The organism is Polynucleobacter sp. 35-46-11, assembly GCF_002281105.1.
In genome coordinates, this window is record NZ_NCFJ01000317.1 from 1 (window position 1) to 2,979 (window position 2,979).

Genomic DNA, 2,979 nt, shown 5'->3' on the forward strand with positions numbered 1-2,979 from the left:
AATTTGTTCCATTTATTTGAAAAGGTGGTAGAATTTACTGAAATGCATAGGTAGCTCAGAAAATGTTCTATTTTTTTAAACAGGTAATGGAGAGTTTGAATGTCTAAACCAGATCACGCTATAACTACTGGACCACAAAAAATGACCCCTTCGGAGGCATTTGTAGAGACGATGGCGGCTAACGGTGTAACGGATATCTTCGGAATTATGGGTTCCGCATTTATGGATGCGATGGATATTTTTGCTCCAGCTGGAATTCGCTTGATTCCAGTAGTTCATGAGCAAGGTGCTGCCCACATGGCTGATGGTTATTCTCGTGTGAGTGGTCGACATGGTGTTGTGATTGGCCAAAACGGCCCTGGCATTAGTAATTGCGTTACCGCTATTGCAGCAGCATATTGGGCACATAGTCCAGTGGTGATGATCACGCCCGAGACTGGAACAATGGGTATGGGTTTGGGCGGCTTTCAAGAGGCCAACCAGCTGCCAATGTTTGAAGAATTCACCAAGTATCAAGGACACGTCAATAATCCAAAACGGATGGCCGAATATACAGGGCGCTGTTTTGATCGTGCGATGTCTGAAATGGGGCCTACCCAGTTAAACATTCCGCGTGATTATTTTTATGGCGAGATTGAAGTTGAGATACCACAGCCAAGTCGTCTTGATCGCGGCCCGGGCGGTGAAAATAGTCTGAATGAGGCGGCTGAGCTATTAGCTCAAGCAAAGTTCCCTGTCATTATTTCTGGCGGCGGTGTTGTTATGGGTGATGCCGTTGAAGAATGTAAAGCTTTGGCTGAGCGACTTGGCGCACCAGTAGTGAATAGTTATTTGCACAACGACTCATTCCCAGCTAGCCACCCACTCTGGTGTGGACCGCTTGGATATCAAGGTTCTAAAGCAGCGATGAAATTAATGGCGCAGGCTGACGTCGTGATTGCACTGGGCTCACGCTTGGGACCTTTTGGTACCTTGCCACAGCATGGAATGGATTACTGGCCAAAGAATGCCAAGATTATTCAGATTGATGCTGATAACAAAATGCTGGGATTGGTTAAAAAGATCTCGGTGGGTATTTGTGGTGATGCAAAAGCTGCTGCAATTGCCTTAACACAACGTCTTGCTAATAAAACCTTGGTTTGTGATGCCACCAAAGCAGATCGCGCTAAAACTATTGCTTCTGAAAAAGCGGCCTGGGAAAAAGAGTTGGATGAGTGGACGCATGAGCGTGACGCATTTAGCCTTGACATGATTGAAGAGCAAAAAAATGAAAAAACTCCTACCGGAGGAAATTACCTGAGCCCAAGGCAAGTATTGCGTGAGCTCGAGAAGGCTATGCCAGCTGATGTAATGGTTTCGACTGATATTGGCAATATTAATTCAGTAGCAAATAGCTATTTGCGTTTTGAAAGGCCACGTAGCTTTTTTGCTCCTATGAGTTTTGGTAATTGCGGTTATGCACTTCCTACCATGATTGGCGCAAAAGCTGCGGCACCAGAGAGGCCAGCGATCGCCTATGCTGGTGATGGTGCATGGGCAATGAGTATGGTGGAGATCATGACTGCAGTTCGTCATAACATCCCGGTAACAGCGGTAGTGTTTCATAATCGCCAGTGGGGTGCTGAGAAGAAAAATCAGGTCGATTTCTACAACCGTCGATTTGTTGCGGGTGAGCTCGAGAGCCCAAGTTTTGCTGGTATTGCTCAATCCATGGGTGCAGAGGGAATCGTGGTTGATCAATTAGATCAAGTTGGCCCAGCCCTGAAGAAGGCGATTGATATGCAGATGAATGAAGGCAAAACCTGTGTAGTCGAGATTATGTGTACCCGTGAATTAGGTGACCCATTCCGTCGCGATGCTTTATCAAAGCCTGTACGTTTCCTTGAGAAATATAAAGACTACGTATAAAACTATCGATGACTGCGGAACTATTATTGTTTCGCAGTCATTCTAAAAAATCGAGTGGTAAACAGATAAGTCCGGTCGCAATGCGCTACTGGACTTAATTATAGATACTGTGCCAATGGTAATAAAGCATACAGGCACGTCATCTGCCGATAAGGCAAAGAGTTGCTTGAGACGTTTATTGGTGATTGCTTTGCCGCTGGATAAACCCGAACCAAAACCCAGCGAATGTGCCATTAATAGAATATTCTGAATTGCGCATCCCAAGGAAACCATTTTCTCCTGCTCACTTACCCCGTCAGCAGTACTAGCTAGTTTTGCAACTGCTAGAAGCAATAAGGGACCCCGAAATGCCTTTTCTTGAGCCTCTTGGAGTTGTAGTGGGCTTGCTTGGGGATCACGCTCCAGGAGACATTCCTTGAATACTGAGCCCAATAAATGTCGACTGGACTCGCTTACTTCATAAAAATGCCAAGGTGTATTTCTGCCATGATCCGGAGCTGCTTTTGCGGATTGAAGAATTTGCTTTTTTTGCTCTGCAGTAGGGCCGGGTTCAATTAAGCGCTTTGGCGAAACATGAACCCGTCCGTGAATCAATACATCTGCGTAATCGTCTAATGAGATCACTTTGGCAAGCACTACGATATCCGTTGATAGTAGAGGTTTTGTGGATGATTGGCGTCAGCAAAAAACAAAAAGCGTTCCGCAATAAGTCCGCTGAATTGGATTACAAAGGCAACAAAAACCCATGCAACTTGATCTTGTCCAATCGCCAATACAAGCGAGACGAGCGGGAGAATGTAGCCTAAAACCAATGCGATTCTCCGTAGATTGCGGATCACCAAATCACTCTGGTGATGAAAAAATTCCTTTGTATTAAAGCTGCCGCCTGTCATTCCCATGGATATTTGGCGAACATTCATGCCTTTGAGTCCGGTGGCTGAGTTGAGATTCGATTTGGGGCGCAGATTTCGATTGCGCTTCCAAATCCATAGCTTAACGATCATCGCGGCCGCTATGAGGATAAAGCCAAATTGACTAAGCGTGAGCACCGATATGGCATCTGGTCCAAAC

The 2,979-nt window shown here is 45.7% G+C and carries 2 protein-coding genes and 1 pseudogene; 1 reads left to right on the forward strand and 2 read right to left on the reverse strand.

Going from position 1 to position 2,979, the window contains the following annotated elements:
- Positions 1-99: 99 nt before the first annotated feature.
- On the forward strand, positions 100-1,908 hold the full coding sequence (gene xsc / locus B7Y67_RS14170) for a sulfoacetaldehyde acetyltransferase (RefSeq protein WP_293599200.1): 1,809 nt from the start codon (positions 100-102) through the stop codon (positions 1,906-1,908).
- A gap of 42 nt (positions 1,909-1,950) precedes the next feature.
- On the opposite strand, the gene B7Y67_RS14175 is transcribed toward xsc, so the two are convergent.
- Both B7Y67_RS14175 and B7Y67_RS14180 read right to left on the reverse strand, forming a co-directional pair.
- Positions 1,951-2,532 carry a nitroreductase family protein gene (locus tag B7Y67_RS14175; RefSeq protein WP_293599201.1) on the reverse strand — a complete coding sequence of 194 codons (582 nt, stop codon included), beginning with the start codon at positions 2,530-2,532 and terminating at the stop codon, positions 1,951-1,953.
- An 11-nt stretch (positions 2,533-2,543) separates the two neighbouring features.
- Positions 2,544-2,979, reverse strand: a pseudogene (locus B7Y67_RS14180) (DMSO reductase); the annotation flags it as partial.